This window comes from Flavobacterium frigidimaris (assembly GCF_002217275.1).
GTDB lineage: Bacteria > Bacteroidota > Bacteroidia > Flavobacteriales > Flavobacteriaceae > Flavobacterium > Flavobacterium aquidurense.
On sequence record NZ_MUGV01000013.1, the window covers coordinates 1 to 17337 of the forward strand.

Genomic DNA, 17337 nt, shown 5'->3' on the forward strand with positions numbered 1-17337 from the left:
TCTTTACTCTTTGTTCTTTAAATAAGGTTTAAAATATTTAGAAGTTTACCATAATTATCTCTACCAGAAATTCTGGTAGAGATAATAAATTACTAAATAATCATGGTAACAAAACTTACTAAACACTATACTAATTCAAACCAAATTTTTATAATAATTTCTTTAAACTTGTGTAAACTCCAAGTTCAACATCTGCGTGATCTTTTGAATCACATTGCTCTATCAGGCTTTTTAAATCATCTGCTTTTAGAGTTGATTTGTTATCTAAAACAAGTAACAATTCTTGTGAAGCGTCATTTAATTTTTGTGCTAATGGAAGAACTGGCTGTACTAAAGGGGCATTTTTGCTCAACTCATTTAATCCTTTATTTATGGCAATCCATTTTGTAAAAAAGGCTGCCACTTTTGCTTTATTTTCAGGCGTTTTATTTGCTAAATATTGATTAACTGCTTCATCAAAAGCTAAAGAGTCTTTCGAATCTGGGGTACAAGCATCTGCAAACAATGTTAATGGAGAATACATTTGATATTCAGTTCCGCCTTTATTACGTTTATATCCTTTTAAAGGTTCGCAAACATTTGTAAATTCATCTAACGCATTTGTGTTTTGATTGTTTGCCACATTTCTTAAGATTACCTCTTTATTTCGAATATGTGTTAGTCCTAATTCCTCCAATCTAAATGAAACTACATCAAGACGTTTACGCATATTTTCAACATCTGTAATATTTTCTGCTGACCAAAGTCTTTCTGCAATTGCAGCCGTTCTTGGCCAAACTCTTGAATCTATTGTGGTTGGAGATGCAAGCTCTGTCCACATTGTTGCTTCTCCACCTAAAATTCTTGCTTTTTCTTCTGTTGATAAATCTGCTCCTTTTGGCATTGGATCATTTAAATAATGACTCGCAACCGGATACATCAAATCAATATAAAATCCGTTTGACAATACTGTTTTATATCCTTTTTTTACCGCATCAACTAATGATTGACCGGCAACAACGCCTTCATTAGGTCCTCTCCATGAATGTATAATAGCTTCTTTTGACATGTTTTTTGTCAAAATTTCTTCCCAACCCATTAATTGCTTACCATGTTTTTTAAGCATTGGTACTAATTGCATGGTAAAATAGGTTTGCAATTCGTGATTTGTAGCTAAGTTGTTTTTCTTCTTGAATTCTTGAATTTTAGGATTGGCATCCCAATCTTTTCCTTCATTTTCATCTCCTCCAATATGAAAATAAGCTCCGGGAAACAAAGGGCAAACCTCATCAAAAAGTTCACTTAATAACTGATATGTTTTAGGATTTGAAGGATCTAATGTTGGTGAAAAAATACCAGCATTTCTTTCAATTCCATAGGTAGCGATTGCTGTACCTTGTATATTTTTTTCCGAAGTTCCACCTGTCAGCGTAATCACTTTGCTACCTATTTCAGGATACGCTGTAAGTATTGCAGATCCGTGACCAGGAACATCTATTTCCGGAACAATTAAAATACCGCGTTCGTCAGCATATTTTACGATATTTTTAATTTCCTCTTGTGTGTAATACATTCCATCCGAAGCCAATTCAATTAGTTTTGGATGTTTTTTCATTTCAATCCTCCAACCTTGATCGTCAACCAAATGCCAGTGAAAAACATTCATTTTCATAGCTGCCAATCCATCTATATTTCTTTTGATAACATCTATCGGTTGAAAATGTCTTGCCGCGTCAATCATCAAACCTCTCCATGTAAATCTTGGAAAATCTGAAATTTGTGCATTTGGAAAATAAAAGGACGTATTATTGTTTTGCAACATTTGTAATAACGTTTCAAGCCCATGTAAAGCTCCTAAGTCGCTTGTTGCATTGATTGTAATTTTATTTTGTTTGATATCTAAATGATAACTTTCATCTTCATACAAACCAATTTTTCCGCTTTTAGTACAGTTTATCTGAAGTTCTGCTGATGGAACTTCATTTAACTTTGTAATAAAACCCTGTTCGAAAAAAATACCAGCTCTACCATCTAGTCGTCGTAAAAAACGAGTAACGCCTCCAAATATTCTCGGATTAGGATTACCTGTAACATTTACTTTAAAATTTTTAGTTAAAGCAAAGTTACCATCGTTTAAAGCAATACTTTGAGGCCACGGCATTAAATTTAGTTGCTCTTTTTGAATTTGAGCACTAGAAGTTAAACCCGCTAATAGTAGGACTAATAAATATTTCATTTTTTTGTGTTTGAAAGATGCTATCCGGAAATAACATTAATAATAGATAAAAGAAACAAAACTCAGAATGACTTCTATTGAACCTCACTTTCATTATAAAATCAATCTGAATTTTGAAATTTGATTCGCTCTAGCCGAATCTTAAATTAATTTAGTAATCAAAGCGTTTAAAAGCTTCAATTGCTTCGTATTCTGCCAGACCTAATTCATCATATAAGATCGCAGTGTTTTTATTACGGTCTTCTGCCCTAACCCAAAACTCTCGCGAATCGTTTCCTTGAAACATAACTCTGTCCTTTTGAGATTGGTGGTATAAAATGGCGTGACGTTTTAATAAAACTTCAGATGGAGAAAGCGGGACGGCCATGTCAATTTCATGAATATCCCATTCGTGCCATGCTCCTCTGTACAACCACAACCAGCAGTCATCCATATATTTTTCTGGTTTCAGTTCTTTCATTGCAGCAAAAATAGCGTTCAGACAAACTTCATGCGTTCCGTGTGGATCTGCTAAATCACCTGCAGCAAATACCTGATGTGGTTTTATTTTGGCTATAATCTCTTTTACGATAGCAATATCTTCAGGACCTAACGGATTTTTCTTTACTTGTCCTGTTTCATAAAATGGAAGATCCAGGAAATGCGTGTTTTCATCTTTTAGGCCAATGTATCTTGTTGCTGCATAAGATTCTCTTCTTCTAATAAGTCCTTTTAATTTTCGAACCTCTAAAGAATCAATTTGGTTTTCAGATTTACTATTTAAGAATTCAATTACTGATTTAAAATTTATTCCACTACCAGCTTCACCAACAAAATCTTTGGCAACTTCGGCAAATTTTAATGCTTCGTCATCAGTAACTGCAATATTTCCAGAGGTTTGATATACTACATGTACATCATGTCCTTGTTTTATCAATTTTGAAAAAGTTCCTCCCATAGAAATCACATCATCGTCTGGATGCGGACTAAAAAGAATTACTCGTTTTTTTGCAGGATTGGCTCTTTCCGGACGATGAGAATCGTCTGTATTTGGTTTTCCACCTGGCCATCCCGTGATGGTATGCTGCAAAACGTTAAACATATTAATGTTCAAATCATAAGCAGAACCTTCCTGTGCCAAAAGATCAGACATTCCGTTATTGTTGTAATCTCTGTCTGTTAATTTTAAAATAGATTGTTTTGTTTTTTGGCATAACCAAACAATCGCTTTGCTTTTTAATTCTTGTGTCCAGATGCATTCTCCAACTAACCAAGGTGTTTTGAAACGGGTTAATTCTGAAGCTGCAGACTGGTCTAATACGAAAGTTGCATTTGGATGATTTTGTAAAAATGTAGCAGGAACTTCTGAACTGATATCACCCTGAATTGTTCTTTTGATAATATCGGCCTTGTTTTGTCCCCAGGCCATTAATACGATTCTTTTAGATCTCATAATCGTAGAAACTCCCATGGTGATCGCTCTTTTGGGAACGTTATCAATACCATTAAAGTCAGATGAAGCATCTACTCGTGTTATGTGATCCAGTGTAATAATTCTTGTACCTGAGTTAATGTGTGATCCTGGCTCATTGAAACCTACGTGACCTGTACGCCCGATACCTAATAATTGAAAGTCAAGACCTCCGGCGCTTTTAATATTCATTTCATAATCGATACAATATTGATTTAATTCATCAATAGCGACTGTACCGTCAGGAATATTTACATTTTCAGGCTTAATATCAATATGATTAAAAAGATGCTGATGCATGAAATAGTGGTAGCTCTGATTGTTTTCTTTTGTCATTGGATAATATTCATCCAGATTAAAAGTGATCACATTGCTAAAACTTAGTCCTTCTTCTCTGTGCATTCTCACTAATTCCTCATAAACTTTTATAGGAGAAGAACCTGTTGCTAAACCTAATACACAAGACTTATTCTTTTCTTGTTTAGATCTAATTAACTGAGCGATTTCCTGCGCTACAATTACTGAAGCTTCTGCAGAACTTTTGAAGATTTCATTGTGGATTTTTTCAAACCTTGTCTCTTCAAATTTCCCTGCACTTTTATAGCTAATATCAGGTTTTATTTCTAAAGCACTTTTCATTTTTTTCTTTTTTGGTAATTATTAAGTTGGTTTTGAAATGGTATAAGCAACTTGCATCGCTTATACCATCTACTAACCAAACTAAAATTCTTTTAATCTTTATCTTTTTCTTAGAAGTTACCAGCAGCGGTATCCCACCAAAGTCTGGTTCCACCATTATCAGGTCCGCCTAATTTTGCAAGTCCTGTTTCATAACCTCCTTTGTTTCCAGTTTTTTCAGCCGATACAAAGTTGATTCTTCTAATACCTAATGTAGACGAAATAGTACCTCCACTATAATTTTTAATTACCGGGAAAAGTTTAGGATATCCTGTTCTTCTGTACTCAGACCATGCTTCTTGCCCTTCAGGGAAGCCTGCAATCCATTTTTGAGTGATAATTTTTTGTAATTTCACTTCATTAGTTGCTGCAGCATCCCAAGCGATAGTTACATTATTTACAGCAGGTGAATTATTTTCAGAGAAATTAGGATCTACATAATCGATAGGTTTCTTTACATTATCACCGTAGTATGCAGAAGCTCCTGAAACTCCTCTTTGATCAAATGAAGCCTGAATACCTGCTTTGTATAGTGTTTCAGCGTCACCTCCCATATTCCATCCTCTCAATGCTCCTTCTGCTCTTAAGAAATAAGCTTCAGCAGTAGTCATTAAAACAACTTCTTTAGATCTTATAACTGAACCAACTCCAGAAAAATCCTGGTGATCTGCTTTTGCAGCAATAGCTATACCTGTACGAACACCTTTATATTGTCCAGGAAATTGAACTGATGAGTCAAAGTAAACTGGTAATCTAGGATCATCATATCCTCTTAAGATAGATTCCATATCTGCAGACATACGAATATCTAACCATCCACCACTAATAGTTGCAATAGGGTTTGTATAAACAGCAGATACAACTTTAAATAAATCAGCATTTGTAGTGAAAACTCCAAATTTATGTGCAATCGCTTTTTCAGCTTGTACTTTAGCGATAGCCGGGCGAATTTTTACTATACGCATTGCTAATCTTAAACGTAATGTATTAGCAAATTTTACCCAAGCTTTATAATCTCCTTTGTAGCCTGATTCATCAGTTGAAGCGAAAACACTAACATCTCCTGCGTCAACTCTTTTTGTTAATTCAGCAACTGCGATATCTAACTCACTAAACATCTGAGTATAAACTTCTTCTTGCGAATCGTAAGCAATTGTAGTATCTAAAGTACCAAACTTAGAATAAATAATTGGTCCAAAAATATCAGTAAGTCTATGCATTCCTTCTACTTTTAGAATCAATGACAAAGCATAAAACTGATCGTATTTACCTTTACTTTTGTTTGCAATATCATTAGCATTATACATGATAGTTTTATAGGCTGTTTCCCAGCTAACACCATTCCAGTTATCAACTAATGAATAAGTTGTATTATTAATTCCTCCTGCAAAAGGAGTCGGGCTTGCCATGTAACCAGACCAAACATCACTATTTAGTCCTTGTTGCAATTGATATAAATCTGGTGGATTTAAAATCTGGATATTATTAAACATTGGAGAAAATCCACCTTTAATATGATTAAAATCCTGCTCAAAATCTACTGGAGTAATACCGTTTTTATTGGTATTAATATCATCAAAATTATCTGTACAACCAACTACTGTCAGCAAAGAAACACAGATAGCTGTTTTTATTATTTTATTTAGTTCCATTTTTTTAATTTTAGAAAGTTACATTTAAATTAAGACCGATACTTCTAGTAGAAGGCAAACCATAAATATCAACACCTTGTAAACCTTGACCTGTACTTAAAGCAACGTTTGGATCAAAAGGAGCATCTTTATAAATAAAGAATAAGTTTCTCGCAATTAATGAAATACTAGCAGTTTGAATAAATGGTATTGCTTTAGGATTGAAAGTATAACCAACTGAAACTTCTCTCACACTTACATTTGTTGCATCATAAACATATTCTCCACTAATACCTGCTCTACCTCCAACTTGTTTGTAATAAGATTCAGCATCCATTTTAGTAACCGCAACACCATCGCTTGCTCTTACAGCATTAATGTTAACTCCTCCTGCATTTCTGGCATCACCTGTTGCTTTAGAAACTCCAAAACTATCGTTTTGTGCTTCTGTCAAACTCATTACATCACCTCCAAAACGTCCATCAATTAATATATTTGCAAAGAAAGGTCCGAATTTGAATGAGTTAGAAAGGCTCAACATAAAGTCAGGGTTTGAATTACCAACTTCTTCAAAATCTGTTTTTTGGAATGTTCCGTCATCATTTAATAATGATCTACCTTGTGCATCTTTTTTAATGTTGATTCCTTCGATAACTCCAAATGGTCTTCCTTCAATCAAAGAGTATCTGTAACTGTTTACTCCAGGATTTGTTAAGTTAATTCTACCTCCTAATTCTTCAGGAATTTCTTTTACTTTATTTTTGTTTTGAGAATAGTTCACAGCTGCATCCCAAGAAAATTTATCTCCTCTTACGATTCCTGCATTTAAAACAAGCTCTATACCTTTATTTTCTATACTACCAGCGTTAATTCCGTAAAAATCAACACCCTGAACGTTTCCAACCGGAGCAACAACTTGTAAATATTGATTTTTAGTTTCTGAATGATAGTAAGAAACCTCAAATCCTAATCTGCTGTTAAACATTCTCCATTCTGTACCAATTTCATATTCTGATTTCAATTCAGGTTTCAAACTTGTACCTATTTTTGGAGCTACTAATGGGTTGTATTTTGTTCCGCTTCCTTGTGGGTAATAGTTTGTAGGAGTTGTAATAAAAGGAGCAACGTCATTACCAGCCTGAGCATAAGCTACACGAACTTTACCATAGTTAATAAATTCAGGCAAAGTAGCCATTTCGCTGATCAAAGCAGTCAAACCAACAGATGGGTAAAAATATCCACCTTCTTCTGTGTTTACTAATGTAGATGACCAGTCTTTTCTACCTGTAAGATCTAAGAACAACATATCTTTGTATCCAAAAGTAGTTGCTGCAAAGATTGATTGAATTTCTTTGTTAGAATCAATTGTTTGGTAGTTTTCAGCATTGTTATTGAAGTTATGCAATGTAAACCAGTTTGCATATTTCAAACCTCCACCAACACCAGAGTCTAAAATTGTTTTTTGATTAATCATTGTATTTCTAACACTTGTACCTACGTTAGCGTTAAAAGAGAAATCAGATCCAATTTTTGTATTAATTGTAGCAATTAAATCTGCATAACGTTGTGTGCTTAAAGCATCTTCATGATAATATCTACCATTTATGTGAGACAAAGCTCCTTGCGTTGTTGCGTAGATATATTTGTCATATCCGCTTGATATTCTATTGTAGTTATATCTCGCAGCAATACTTAACCAAGTAGTAGCTTTATAATTTAAAGCCAAAGCTCCGTTAAAAAAGTCATTTGTATCTTCAGATTTATTTCTGTTAATTCCCCAGTATGGGTTTTGCATAATATCTCTGTTTGTCATCCAGTTTTGAGCCATTAAGTTTCTTGTTGGATCAAATACTTCGTAATTATTTTTATAATAATTAAAGTCATTTCCACGTGGCATTAAATAAACCCCTGTAAGTGGATTAAAATAAAGACCATTAACAGGTTTATTATCAACTGATTGAGATGTGTAGTTTGCATTAGCAGCAAAAGTCAGTTTATCCTGAAAAAATTTAGCTGTCTGACGAACTCCAAAGTTATTTTTCTTTAAAGTATTTCCTGGAATAATTCCTGAAGCAGAAGTATTAGCGTAAGAAAATGTTGTAGAAGAGTAATCATTTGCTGTAGAATAACCTAACGAAGTTATTTGAGTAACTCCTGTTTCGAAGAAATCCTTAACATAATCATCTGTTTTTTGTTTTGCTCCCCAAGTTTCATCAGCACCTTTAACAGCAACGTAGTCTGATTGAAATTTAGGCATGTAAGCAGCACTTTCAAAAGTAGTTACAGAAGAAGCTGTAATGTTTGCTTTTCCGTTTTTAGCTTTTTTAGAAGAAAGTAAAATTACTCCATTTGCTCCCTGGCTACCGTATAATACAGAAGCAGCTGCACCTTTTAATACTGTCATTCCCTCATAATCATCAGGATTAATCAAAGAAACAGCATCTCCACCATCACGGTTACCTCCAGATAAACTACCAAAAGTATCATTTGGCTGACCTGAACCAGCATTCAACATAGGAATACCATCGATAACATATAAAGGTTGGCTATTAACAACTGAAGAGTTTCCACGAATAACTACTTTAGTAGATCCACCAGTACCTCCTGAGCTTTTTGTTACGGCAACACCGGCAATTTTACCCGCGATCGTATTTATAAGGTTAGCATCCTTTACACGTGTCAACTCTTCTCCTTTAAGCTCTTGAGCTGAATAAGTCAAAGATTTTCTCGTTTTCTTAATACCTAAAGAAGTTACAACTACTTCGCTTAATGCATTTGTAGCTGCTGCACCCATTTTTACATTAATTGTAGCAGCATCTCCTACAACTATACTTTGTGTTTCCAGACCTACATAGCTAAAAACCAATGTCTGTCCTTTTTGCGCTTCGATTGTGTAGAGACCATCAAAATCAGTAGTAGCACCTTTTTGACCTCCTTGCACTGCAACAGATGCCCCTGGCAATGGCACCCCTTCAGAATCCGTAATCACACCTTTAACATTTCTTACCTGAGCAAGCGAAACCTGCGCCGTAAAAACAATCATAAAGATTAAGAAAATTTTTTTCATGTTTATTTATTTTGTTAGTTATGGTGTAAAATTATTCTTAAGGTATTGTTAAAAAAAATATATTATACAAACAGCAATAAATTTTAAACAAACGACATAAAACAATCAATAATGCGTTTTTCGAAAACGTTTTCATATAAATATACAGCACTCTTTTTGCTACTAATGAAGATTTTTTTCATTAAATTAACTTTTTTAATAAAAAATCACAAACACATCACAACACCTTATAAATCTGCTATTTAAAATAAAAATTAAGATTTATTTAACACTATTTATTCGCAGTCTTGTAAAATCGTAGTGACATTACTTTTAGTTGTCATTGATTTTGTTGAAGAGTTGCCTCACTTATGTCAATTGCCACAAAGTCCTGTTGTTTTAAATTTTAAACTACTGTACTTTTTATGAATTACATCTAACAAAGAATATTCACCAAAAGAATCTTGTGCAATTTCCCAAATCATAATTCCCCCGGTATTTTTTGAAGCAAATTCTACTTTTTGAGCAATTGTTGGTCTTCCGTTATAATATATTTTCCCTATTTCATCCTGATCTGCAAATTGAGTTCCTGCTTCTACTATTTGACTAAAAGTAGAACTAGTGACATTTGCATAAGTAAAATTATAACCATAAAAAGGTACTCCAAGCGTCAAATTTTCACTTGGAACATTCTGAAGTTTATGCCAAAAATTGATTCCATCCTGAGCATTATTAAATGAACTGTGCTGTCCGGGATTGTTTGGAGTCCACGGTCCTGTACTATCATATGACATAATATTTATAAAATCGAAGGCATTTAATGCTGCAGAATTTATATTATCAAAACGAGAATTATTGGGTAGTGCCGCAGTCATTAACTTCTTCTGTTCTGTCAAAATTTTTCTTAATTCGATGACAAAATCACTATAACCAATTGTTACCGCATCCCATTCGAGATCAACGTCCACTCCATCTAAATTATGAAGTGTTACAAATTTTATAATGTTTTGAATTAATTTAGGACGATTTTCAGATTTATCAATTAAGAAAGACCAGTTAGCAGCCTGTTCTACTGATAAAACACCACCTGCAAGCGAAATATTTATTTTAATATTAGGATTGACTGATTTAGCATATTTAGTAACAGCATCAATATCTCCATCAAAAATTAAATTTCCATTTTTATCCGGATTTGCAAAGGCAATATTTAAATGTGTCAATTTGCAAAACTGAATCGAATTCATTTTATTAAAATTATCCGAAGATAAATAACCAACAACTCGCGCCGTTTTAATTTTTGAAATTTCACTATCATTCTCCTTTTGGATTGAACAGCTATAGGCTGAAAAAAGAGAACACGTAAAAAAAAGGATGCCTAGTAAGGCCTTATTTTTAATCATAATTTTTAATTTAAACTTTTGTTTTTAATTTTAATTAGAATGAAAATAATACCTCACCAGGCATAACTTTATTTTTAGGAATTATTTTTTAATTTTTATCCCACCAAACTTTATTTAACCAATCGTTAGTTCCGCCCATTCTTGATAAAGCTTCTGCATAATTTACTTCATTTTTCTGCGCTTCATCATTTGGATAATACAAACGTGTCGGTGTAACTCCTCCTGTTTCAGAATCTGAGTTGGTTATTGGAATTAATTTTGGAAATCCTGTTCTTCTCCAGTTTGAATATGCCTCGATACTATTAAATATATAAGTAATCCAAAGTTGTGTTGCAATTTGTTCTTTTTCTTTTCCCGCTACTAAAGGCTTAGCAGTTAAATACGTGTTGATGCTTGCCTGACTTGCCGGTGTAGCACCATAAATTTCTAATTGCTTAATACCTGCTTCAACACCTTTTTTATAGTAATCTGCTGCAGAACCAGCAACCCATCCTCTAAAAGCTGCTTCAGCAAGCAATAATTGTGTTTCTGAATAACTTACGTGTAAAAATGGAGTTGTTTTTTTCTTGAAATAATCTTGTATTCCTGAAGTTGAACTTGCTCCCATTGGAACTTCCCATTGAAAAAGTCCTGGCTTAACACCTTCATACAATGACTCACCTGGTTGTACCGGCGCTCCCCATGCAAGACTACTAGTTGTTTTAGGAGTTGCATACATAGATAATCTTGGATCTCCGTTATCTCTTAGGTAGTCAATAACTAAAGTACTAAAATGATCTCCATTTTCGTTACCAACAAGGGCATATGCTAATCCATTACCTCTAAAATCTATTGAAGCAGGATCATCATTAAATGTAGCATCTAAATGCTTCATAATACAGTTGTCAAGATTACTTTCAAAAACGCCAGCTTGTAAAGCTGCTTTAACCTGCTTTTCAGCTTCTGCAGGTTTTACTTCAGAAATTCTCATTCCCAAACGCAATCTTAATGTATTTGCCAATTTTTTCCATTTAGCAATATCTCCATTATAAAACAAATCACCTTTTATTGCCCCACCACCAGCATTTAACTGGCTGTTTGCTTCGTCCAAATCTTTAAAAAATGAAGTGTAAATATCTTCCTGCTTATCATATTTAGGCGTTACAATTCCTTGTGAAAAACCTAATCCAGCCTCAGAATATGGAATATCACCATAAATATCCGTAATACGTTGCGCTACCATTACTTTCATAATCTTGGCAACAGCATTCATATTTACCATTGATGGTTCTCCACTTGTTTTTTCAAGGATATCAATAACATTTTTTAATTCGTTTTGATAACCATTTCTCCATAATGCAGTGGCATAACCATCATTCTTCTTAAATTTGCTTCCAAATTCAGTTACATTCCATGCTCCTGCATAATGCTGTACAAAACCACCAGAATAAATCAGGTTGGTTCTCCATTGATAAAATCCATCGCCTGACATACACAATTGAGTAAATGTAAGTTGTCCGGCTGGGTTTGCAGACAATGCTACTGGATCTTTTTCCAGTTCATCAAAATTTTCGGTACAGCCTACTGCAGTAAACAATATGAGTATCGCTATTGTTATATGTTTAAATTTCATAATTTCTTTTTTTAGAATGCAACTTTAATATTAAAACCATACGATCTTCTAAATGGTAACGAACCATATTCAAATCCTTGTCCGTTTCCAGAAGTATACATTGATTCAGGATCAACGTTTGGAAGATCTTTATTGAAAGTCAATAAATTTCTTGCAAATGCTGAAATGTAGATTGAATTAATTTTTGCTCCACTATAAACACTTTTTGGGATACTATAACCCAAACTAACCTCTCTTAATTTCACATAAGAAGCATCATAGATAAATGGTGCAGGAGTATTATTAAATACTGTATTCCAATAATCCTGAGGATTAACAGGAGTTGTATTTTTTACATAAACCGGATTAGCAGCTGTTCCCGTGTTAACAACACCTTCTGCAACATAACCTGCTGTAGGCACCCACGTAGACTGACTAAAATTAGGATCGCTGGCAACCGCAGCTGCTCTAGCATGATTGTATTCATCTCTACCTTCAGTAGTTACATCTAAAAGTCCTTTTGTTGCCGCAACTGAATTGGTCATAGAATATACATCCATACCAAATTTCATATCTATTAAAAATTGAAGTGTAATGCCTTTATAACTAAATCTGTTAGTTAAACCAGCAGCCCAATCCGGAAGTCCTTTTCCTAATGCTACTTTATCATCAGTAAACAAAGGCATACCATTTGACGCAACTACTTTTTCTCCAGCCTCGTTTCTTAAAAAATCTCTACCCATAATAGTACCGTACTGACCACCAACTTTTGCTACGATAGAAGCTCCTGCCCAACGAGCATCAGAAATGGTATAAGTATTAATATCTGGGTGTAAAGAAAGTATTGAGTTTTTGTTTTTTGAGAAGTTCAAATCAATTCCCCATTCAAAATCTTTAGTTTTAATTGGCGTGCCTGATAAAAATACTTCAATACCCTCATTTCTTAATTCTCCGGCATTTACAGAAATAAATTCATATCCAGAAGTTGAAGATGATGGTAAATCTAATGTCTGATCAGAAGTATCTTCACGATATACTGTAATATCCGTTTTTAATCTGTTTTTAAAGAAAGCCAATTCAAGTCCAAATTCAACTCCAGTTTTAGATTGGTAAGTTAAATCTGGATTTGGCGCCGCAGTATTTTTAATATTTACAACACTCTGACCATTATAAGATGCGAAAGTGGTGTAGTTAAGAGCATTTTTGTAAGCTCCTGGCGCATTTGAAACTTGTGCCCAGGACGCTCTAAATTTTCCATAGCTAAAAGCGTCGCTTTGAATACCAAAGGCATCAGAAAACACAAAACCTAAGGAAGCTGCAGGATAAAAAGCATCTTTATTGATTACACTAAACCAGTCATTTCTACCCGTAAACTCAGCATATAAATAGCCTTTGTAATCAAATTTTGCAGAACCATAAACTGAATTTGTTCGTGTTTTTGTTTCTACCGGAGCATTTTCAGTTTGATTTACAAAATTACTGATATACTCTGTTCCCGGCTCTATAATTTTAGTTCCAAATCTTGAATTCTGTTCTCTTCTAAAATCTCTTCTACTTGCTCCTAAAATTCCTGAAAAAGTAAAATCTGTTGCTAATTTTATATTACTGAAGGTACTAATGAAATCAGTATTCATTTCTGAGACATTTATATTATTTAAACCAAGATATCCTTCGTCTCTTCCCGGCCATGTACTTCCGGCAGCCATAAAATCTTTAGCGCCAAAAGTATAAGTATCTAAACCTGTTCTAAAAGTTAAGGCAACCCATTTTTTTAATTGATATGTTCCTGTAACATTTCCAATAAAACGGTTTTTCACAGAAGAGTTATGATTTTCTTGTGTTGTAAAATAAGGATTCAATTGATAAACATTACTGTTCCATTTATAAATTTCACCAGTTTCCTCATTTTTATAATTTTTCAACCAGGCCTGATCAATGTTGGGAGCCAATCCACTTAATGAGTATCCAACATTATTAGGAGAATCTCCTAAACCTGGTCTGTTATTAGTATTCTCTGCAATATAATTTACATTGGCATCCAAAGTAAATTTCTCTGATCTTAAAGTTGCATTTAAACTGGCATCATTTCTTTCCAGTCCGGAATTTGGAATAACATCATCATTTTTCAAATTATTGAAACCAAAACGCACAAATGCATTATCATTTCCTCCAGATACTGCTATTCCATTTGTAGTAGTAAATCCTGTTCCAAAAAAGTCCTGAATATTATTATCAACTTTTGCATATGGTTTCATCGAACCATCAAATATTTTTACTTGTTGTCCAATTGTTTCAGAAAATTTAGGTCCCCATGCATTTGTAGTATAACCATAAATTTCTGTAGGCGATTTTAAAGGATCTGGCAGTACACCATTTGATCCTGTTCCATAATCACTTTGAAAATCTGAATACTTGGCATTTACTCTGTCAAAACTCACGCCGCTGGTTAATTCAACCTGAAGTTTTCCTTTCGTACCTTTTTTAGTTGTAATTAAAATTACTCCGTTTAACGCTCTTGAACCATATAAAGCTGCAGCAGCTGCACCTTTCAATACCGTTAAGCTTTCAATATTATTCGGATTAATACCCGAAATACCATCTCCGTTATCTCTTCCATCAAACCACATACTGTTTGCAGCAGTATCATTTGATAAACCTCCATTATCAATAGGAACACCATCTACAATATAAAGCGGTTGATTACTCTCGCCAATACTAGAAATACCTCTAATAATTACTCTTGTACTTCCGGCAACTCCCGTTGCAGGAATCGAAACATCAACACCGGCTACTCTACCAGAAAGTGCCGTAGTAACGTTTGTTGTAATAACTTTATTTAATTGATCTCCTTTAACATCCTGAACTGCATACCCCAGTTCTTTCTTCTGTCTTTTGATACCTAATGCTGTAACTACAACTTCATCTAAATTTTGCGCATCCTCAGTTAGCGTAACATTCAATGTAGTTGCTGTAGTAACAGTTACAGCTTTAGTTTTAATTCCTATATACGAAAAAACCAGAACATCTCCTGGAGATGCCTGAATCGTATAGATACCGTCATAATCACTTTGAGTTGCAGTTTTTGTGCCTTGAATAATAACAGTTACTCCTGGCAACGGCAATCCGTTTTGATCGCTTACTAAACCTTTGATCGTCTTTACCTGCGCCAGCGTAACCTGCGTAGTTAAGAAAATCATAAAGATTAACATAATTCGTTTCATTTTTTCATGGTTTTTTTTAGTTAAGCGATAAATTTATTGTTAAAATTAACATAAATAAAACAATTTATACAAACAGCACTAAACCTTAAACAAACGACACAAAACACTCAACATTATGTTTTCCGAAAACGATGTCTTAAAAAAATAATCGACGAAATAACAATTATTATAAAATTTTCTTTAAAAGAATTGCGTTTTAACAACTAATTGTTTAAAGTTGCAGAATATTATAGCATACTAACAAAAGACAGCTAATTCCACATTAATCAACTTGAACGAAATTCAAAAATTAAAATTTGACATAAAACTTCAAAATCATCTATGGTTTTGGGGAGGCTATTTTACTTTAAACTTTTTAAGATGGGGAGCTTACTTTAATGATTATCCTTACTCGTTCAAATCAAATCTAGTTGAGTTCTCACTCCATATTCCGTTAGTATACTTTAATCTCTTTGTTTTAGTTCCGCGCTATGTTTTAAAACAGAAGTACATTACGTATACATTTTGGCTGCTTGTGAGTTTATTTGGAATTTATTTACTCAAAACAGCTCTTACCTATTATATTATATCCGAAAATATCTGGCCGGAAGCCAATAGAGAATATCATCCTTTTGAAATTAATCACATTGTTGCAGTTTGTATTGGAGAATTATATGTGCTTGCAATGGCCTCATCTGTTTACCTGACTCTTACATGGTTGCGAGAGCGCGAAAGAAACAGATCATTAAGAGAAAATCAGTTTAAGATCAAATTAAAATATCTTGAAAACCAGATTCAACCGCATTTTTTTTTCAATACCTTAAATAATCTATATGCACTATCCCTGGAATCTTCAGACAAGGTTCCGGATGTAATCCTTAAATTATCAAATTTGATGGAATATGTATTATATGATGTAAAAGGAACAAAATTTGTCCCCCTGATTAAAGAAATTGATTACATTCAAAATTATATTGAAATTGAAAAGTTACGCTTTGATAATGTTGAAGTTACCATCAATTTAGAGTCTAATATTGAAGACATTGTTGTACCTCCTTTAATATTTATTTCACTGGTCGAAAATGCCTTTAAACACGGAGGTTTAAATAATGTAAACTTAAAAATTAAGATCAATTGTAAAGTTATCGACAATAAAATGTTAGATTTTGAAATCCTAAATAATTTTGTAATTTCACAAAATCTTAACTCAAAAGGAGGAATTGGATTAACCAATACCAAAAAGAGATTGAAGTTAATTTACAAAAACAATTTCAGCCTGAAACAAACGACAAAATTGAATTATTATATAATCCGTTTGCAAATACCTATTCATAATGAAGATTAAATGCGTGTTGATTGATGATGAGCCATTAGCTATCAAAGTCTTGCAAAATTATTTTAATAATTTTACTGATTTTGAAGTTATTGCTACATTCAATAATTCTTTAGAAGCGCTTGATTTTATAAACAGTACAACTGTCGATGCGGTATTTTTGGATATTAACATGCCAATGATGACCGGATTTGAATTAATTAGCTTAATCGAAAACAAAACCAAGGTCATTATTACAACTGCTTTTAGGGAATTTGCTGCCGAAAGTTATGATCTTGATGTTTTAGATTATTTAGTAAAACCTATTCCGCTTCCACGTTTTATAAAATGTATCAATAAAATCACAACCGAATTTAATTTAAAAAACAATATTAAAGTCGAAACCACAAAAGGTGATTCTCATATTTTTATTAAGGTTGATAAAAAAATGATGAAAATTAATATTGAAGAGATTTTATTTATCGAAGGAATGAAAGAGTATATTAAAGTTGTAACTGCAGATAAAACGTATATTACTCATAAATCACTAACGTCATTATCTGAAGAATTACCTTCAGATCGTTTTCTTCGCATTCACAAATCTTATGTTATTGCCTTAAATAAAGTTAAATCGATTGAAGGAAATCGTATTCAAATACAATCTTACACTATTCCGATTGGAAGAAACTACAGTAAAGATGTAAAAACTAAAATTCTTGAATAAAATACTATTTCATTTTTCATTTTCTAACTCGGTAAAAATTAACACTTTGTTGAAAAAATGATGTTGTTGGTTTAAATTTAACATTATTTG

General features: G+C 33.2%; 9 protein-coding genes. 2 read left to right on the top strand and 7 right to left on the bottom strand.

Annotation, left to right across the window (positions count from 1 at the left end; all coding sequences use genetic code 11):
* Window positions 1-148: 148 nt before the first annotated feature.
* The 7 genes from B0A65_RS06440 to B0A65_RS06470 form a co-directional block, all read right to left on the bottom strand.
* Complete coding sequence (locus B0A65_RS06440; RefSeq protein ID WP_074658404.1) at window positions 149-2215, bottom strand: beta-N-acetylhexosaminidase; 2067 nt, start codon at window positions 2213-2215, stop codon at window positions 149-151.
* Between the two features lie 151 nt (window positions 2216-2366).
* Window positions 2367-4304 carry a glucosamine-6-phosphate deaminase gene (nagB, locus tag B0A65_RS06445; protein ID WP_074658406.1) on the bottom strand — a complete coding sequence of 646 codons (1938 nt, stop codon included), beginning with the start codon at window positions 4302-4304 and terminating at the stop codon, window positions 2367-2369.
* A gap of 110 nt (window positions 4305-4414) precedes the next feature.
* Entirely contained in the window at window positions 4415-5995 is a 1581-nt protein-coding gene (locus B0A65_RS06450; protein WP_074658408.1) for a RagB/SusD family nutrient uptake outer membrane protein, read from the bottom strand.
* A gap of 10 nt (window positions 5996-6005) precedes the next feature.
* Complete coding sequence (locus tag B0A65_RS06455) at window positions 6006-9041, bottom strand: SusC/RagA family TonB-linked outer membrane protein (RefSeq protein ID WP_074658410.1); 3036 nt, start codon at window positions 9039-9041, stop codon at window positions 6006-6008.
* A 353-nt stretch (window positions 9042-9394) separates the two neighbouring features.
* Window positions 9395-10420 (bottom strand): glycosyl hydrolase family 18 protein, encoded by a 1026-nt coding sequence (locus B0A65_RS06460; protein ID WP_074658412.1) that lies wholly within the window; start codon window positions 10418-10420, stop codon window positions 9395-9397.
* A gap of 88 nt (window positions 10421-10508) precedes the next feature.
* Window positions 10509-12032 carry a SusD/RagB family nutrient-binding outer membrane lipoprotein gene (locus tag B0A65_RS06465; RefSeq protein WP_074658414.1) on the bottom strand — a complete coding sequence of 508 codons (1524 nt, stop codon included), beginning with the start codon at window positions 12030-12032 and terminating at the stop codon, window positions 10509-10511.
* Window positions 12033-12043: 11 nt separating this feature from the next.
* Window positions 12044-15232, bottom strand: a complete 3189-nt coding sequence (locus B0A65_RS06470) for a SusC/RagA family TonB-linked outer membrane protein (RefSeq protein ID WP_074658416.1) — start codon at window positions 15230-15232, stop codon at window positions 12044-12046.
* 271 nt (window positions 15233-15503) lie between these two features.
* Between B0A65_RS06470 and B0A65_RS06475 the strand changes: the two genes are divergently transcribed.
* Both B0A65_RS06475 and B0A65_RS06480 read left to right on the top strand, forming a co-directional pair.
* Entirely contained in the window at window positions 15504-16556 is a 1053-nt protein-coding gene (locus tag B0A65_RS06475) for a sensor histidine kinase (protein ID WP_074658418.1), read from the top strand.
* Window positions 16546-17247, top strand: a complete 702-nt coding sequence (locus B0A65_RS06480) for a LytR/AlgR family response regulator transcription factor (RefSeq protein WP_074658420.1) — start codon at window positions 16546-16548, stop codon at window positions 17245-17247. The genes B0A65_RS06475 and B0A65_RS06480 overlap by 11 nt, the downstream gene beginning before the upstream one ends.
* The last annotated feature ends 90 nt before the right edge of the window (window positions 17248-17337 follow it).